Origin of the sequence: Pseudomonas sp. BN414, assembly GCF_029871275.1 — a bacterium.
In the GTDB taxonomy this organism is placed as follows: domain Bacteria; phylum Pseudomonadota; class Gammaproteobacteria; order Pseudomonadales; family Pseudomonadaceae; genus Metapseudomonas; species Metapseudomonas resinovorans_C.
This window is the reverse complement of sequence record NZ_SSOL01000030.1, coordinates 1-4784: the sequence shown is the minus strand read 5'-3', so window position 1 is coordinate 4784 and position 4784 is coordinate 1. Positions and strand designations below refer to the sequence as shown.

Below are 4784 nucleotides of genomic sequence, written 5' to 3'. Positions count from 1 at the left end.
CCGAAGCTGAAGCCGGTGACGGTCAGGGCATTGCCGTCCGGGTCGCTGTCGTTGGTCAGCACATTGCCGCTGACCGGGGTGTCTTCGGTGACCGCGATCGGACCGTCATTGACGGCGATGGGCGCGTCGTTGACCGCATTGACGGTAATGGTGCCAGTGGCCGGGGTCGGATCTTCCAGGCCGTCGTTGTCCACCGAGGCGTACTGGAAGCTGGTGCTGCCGTTCCAGTTGGCATTCGGTACGAAGGTGACCGTTGCACCGTTGGCAGTCGCCGGAACGATTGCGCCAAGGCCAAGTACGACGCCGTTGAGCATCAGGTTGCCGTCGGATGGCACGGACTTGATGACGAAGTGGTCGACGTTGCCGTCGATGTCCGAACCGCTGAGGTTGACCGTGATCGGATTGTCTTCGTTGCCCGAACCAGTGGTGGCGTTGGTTTCCGGCGCATCGTTCAGCGGGGTAACACTGATGTCGAGCGTGGATTCGCTACCGGTGTTGGTGGTGTAGGTGACCTGCGGGACGTTGCCGTTCCAGTTCTGCGCCGGCGTGAAGGTGTAGTTGCCGTTGGCCGCGATGGTCAGGGTGCCGACACCGGCGATGACCGCACTGGAGCCCGCCGTGAAGGTGCCAGTCACGCCACTGATGCTGAACGCTGAAACGGTCAGGACGTTATCCACATCACTGTCGTTGTCCAGCACGTTGCCGATAGCGGGATTGTCTTCAACCACGGAGTTGCTATCAGCGACCATCACGGACGCGTCGTCGACCGGCGATACGTTGCCGAAGCTCAGCTCGGCAGTGTCGGTGAGGTTGCCGTCGGAAACGGTGTAGGTCGCAGTCGGTACCGGGCCGTTGTAGTTCGGGGCCGGGGTGAAGGTGAAGCTGCCGTTGGCGTTGATCACCAGGGTGCCGACGCCCGCGACGGTGGCGCTCTGGCCAGCCTGGTAGGTGCTGCCACCGACCTCGAATTGAGTAACGGTAAGGGTGCTGTTGTCGACGTCATTGTCGTTGGTCAGGACATTGCCGGTGGCGGCGATGTCCTCGGTCACCGGAATCGGGCCGTCATTGGAGGCAATGGGCGCGTCATTTACCGGCGTGACAGTGATATCCAGCGTAGATTCGCTGCCGGTATTGGTGGTGTAGGTGACCTGCGGCACCGAGCCATTCCAGTTGGCGGCCGGAGTGAAGGTGTAGTCACCATTGCTGTCGAGGGTGAAGGTACCCACGTTGGCGATGGTCGCGGTCTGGCCGGCGTTGAAGCTGCTGGTGATGCCGGCCACCGTGAAGCTGGCGACCGTCAGGGTGTTATCCACATCGCTGTCGTTGTCCAGCACATTGCCGGTGGCCGGGTTGTCTTCGGCCACGGAGTTGGTGTCAGCGATCAGGACGGACGCATCGTCCACCGGGGTGACGGTGATATTCAGCGTCGAATCGCTGCCGGTGTTGGTGGTGTAGGTAACTTCCGGCACCGCGCCGCTCCAGTTCTGCACCGGGGTGAAGGTGTAGTTGCCGTCAGCGGCGATGGTCAGGGTGCCGACACCGGCGATGACCGCACTGGAGCCCGCGGTGAAGGTGCCGGTGACGCCGGCCACGGTGAAGCTGGCGACGGTGAGGGTGTTATCCACATCACTGTCGTTATCCAGCACGTTGCCGGTGGCGGGATTGTCTTCAGCCACGGAGTTGCTGTCAGCGACCATCACGGACGCATCGTTCACCGGCGACACGTTGCCGAAGTTCAGCTCAGCGGTGTCGGTGAGGTTGCCGTCGGAAACGGTGTAGGTCGCGGTCGGTAGCGGGCCGTTGTAGTTCGGTGCGGGGGTGAAGGTGAAGCTGCCGTTGGCATTGATCACCAGGGTGCCGACGCCTGCGACGGTGGCGCTCTGGCCAGCCAGATAAGTGCTGCCGCCGAAGGTGAAGTCGGTGACGGTCAGGGTGTCATTCTCGACGTCATTGTCGTTGGTCAGCACATTGCCGGTGGCGGCGATGTCCTCTGTGACCGGAATCGGGCCGTCATTGCTGGCGACAGGCGCATCGTTCACTGGCGTGACGGTGATATCCAGCGTGGATTCGCTGCCGGTATTGGTGGTGTAGGTGACCTGCGGCACCGTGCCGTTCCAGTTGGCGGCCGGCGTGAAGGTGTAGTTGCCATCAGCGGCGATGGTCAGGGTGCCGACACCGGCGATGAGCGCATTGGAGCCAGCGCTGAAGGTGCCCGGCACGCCACTGACGCTGAACGTCGTAACAGTCAGGAGGTTATCCACATCGCTGTCGTTGCCCAGCACATTGCCGGTGGCCGGATTGTCTTCGGCCACGGACTTGGTGTCGGGTGCAACGACAGTTGGGTCGTTCACCGCGTGGACAGTGATGTTGCCGTTAACTGGAGTGGGATCTGCCAGGCCGCTGTTGTCGGTGGCGACGTACTTGAAGTTGGTAGTGCCGCTCCAATTGGCATCGGGTTTGAAGTAGATGGTCGCGCCATTGCTGGTCGCAGTGATGACACTGCTGAGCGTCAGCGGATTGGTGGCAGCTGCGTCACTGTAGAAGGTTCCGTTCGCGGGCAGCGAAGTGAGCTTGAAGCTGGCGACAGTGCCATCCACATCCGTGCCATGCAGGTCGACCTGGATGACGGTGTCTTCATTGCCAATGGCGTGCTCCGGGCTGGTCCGCGGGGCATCGTTGCTGCCATTGATGGTGACGGTGACGCTGGTCTTGGTGCCGTCGGCGCTGACCACTTCGAAGATGTCAGTGCGGGAATCACCGACATTCAGCTCGTTGAAGGCGGAGTTGGCGGTGTAAGTCCAGGTGCCGTTGGCTGCGATGCTGAAGCTGCCATAGTCGCCAACGGTGCCGTTCTGGGCAACGAAGGTCTCCGAACTGTCGACGTCGCTGATGGTCAGGGTGCCGCCAGTGGTCAGCGGGACGTTGGTTTCGGTCAGTTGGACGTTGGCACTGCCGAGGACAGCGTCTTCATTGGTGCCGATCACGGTGACGCTGATGACGTGGGTAGTGCCATCCGCGGCGCTGACCGTGAAGGTCTCGGTCTTGCTCTCGCCTTCGGTGAGCGCCTGGACCTGGGCCGCGCCGTTGTCGAGGGTGTAGGTCCAGGCGCCGTGGCTGCCCAGGCTCAGGGAGCCGTAGCTGCCGGTCTGGGTGCTGGCGGTGAAGAGGTTGTCCGTGCCATCGACATCGGCGGCGGTCAGGGTGCCACCTGTGGTGAGGGTGGTGTCCTCTTTCACGCTGCCGGTGTCGACGCCACCGATGATGGCGCCGTCGTTGGTCCCTGTGAGGGTAATCACCAGGTTGGCGGTATGGGAACCGCCGTTACCGTCGGAGATGGTGTAGCTGAAGGTTTCCGTGACCTTTTCGCCCTGGGCCAGGCTGCTGGCGTTGTTGGCCACATAGCTGTACGAGCCGTCGGCATTGAGGGTCAGTTGGCCAAAGAGGCCGTTGACGGTGTGGCCGACATTGCCGCTCTGGTTATTGACCGCCACGACGGTCAGGTTATCGCCGTCCGCGTCGGTGTCGTTGCTGAGCACACCTCGGCCAGTGCTGGTCAGGGTGGCGTCTTCCTGCACGTTGTCGCTGTCGGCGTTCGCGACCGGCGCGTCGTTGACTGGGGTGACGCCAATGCTGACCGCGCCGTTCACGGTGGTGGTGCCGTCATAGACGCTGTAGGTGAACGAACCCACAGCATCGCCGCTGGTGTAGTCGGCCGGTGCGTTGTACTTCAGGCCTTCCAGTTGGGCGCTGGTCAGAACCTGGCCATTGCTGACCGGGGAGCCGTCGGCCAGGGTGACGCTGCCCAGGATGGGGAGGCCGGTAATGGTGATGGTCAGGCTGTCGCCATCGATATCGGTTGGCGCCTGCAGGCCCAGGTCGGTGCCGACGCTCTCTTCATTGACGTTGATGGTGTTGCTGTCTACGACCGGGGCGTCGTTCACCGCGGCAACGGTGATGGTGCCGGTAGCCGGAGTGCCGTCTTCCAGCCCCTGGTTGTCCACTGCGGCGTAATCGAAGGTCGTGGTGCCGTTCCAGTTGGCGTTGGGCACGAAGGTGAGGCTGGCGCCGTTGCCGGTGGCCGGCACGCTGTCGCCGATGTTGAGTGCCACGCCATTGAGTTGCAGGACGCCATTGGCGGGCAGGGACTTGATCACAAAGCTGGCGACGTTGCCGTCGAAGTCCGAGCCGCTCAGAGCAACCGGAATACCGGCGGAGTCTTCATCGCCGGAACCACTGGCCGCGTTCGTTTCCGGCGCATCATTGATCGCGGCGACGGTGATGGTGCCAGTGGCCGGGGTGGCATCTTCCAACCCCTGGTTATCCACCGCGGCGTAGTCGAAGGTCGCGGTGCCGTTCCAGTTGGCGTTCGGCACGAAGGTGAGGCTGGCGCCATTAACGGTGGCCGGGACGCTGTCGCCGATGTTGAGTGCCACGCCATTGAGTTGCAGGGTGCCATTGGCCGGCAGGGATTTGATGATGAACTGAGCAACTGTGCCGTCGAGGTCCGAACCGCTGAGGCTGACCGGAATGCCGGCCGCGTCTTCATTACCCGAACCGCTGGCCGCGTTCGTTTCCGGCGCATCGTTGACCGACGCCACGGTGATGGTGACAGTGGCCGGAGTGCTGTCCTCTAGGCCCTGGTTATCCACCGCGGCGTAGTCGAAGCTGGTGGTGCCGTTCCAGTTGGCGCTGGGCACGAAGATGACACTGGCGCCATTGCCGGTGGCCGGCACGCTGTCGCCGATGTTGAGTGCCACGCCATTGAGTTGCAGGGTGCCATTGGC

The 4784-nt window shown here is 62.9% G+C and carries 1 protein-coding gene; it reads right to left on the bottom strand.

Annotated features, from left to right (window positions below; all coding sequences use genetic code 11):
- Positions 1–4784 (bottom strand): Ig-like domain-containing protein (locus E8E95_RS04125; RefSeq protein ID WP_280348327.1); only part of this gene is annotated, 4784 nt, incomplete at both ends.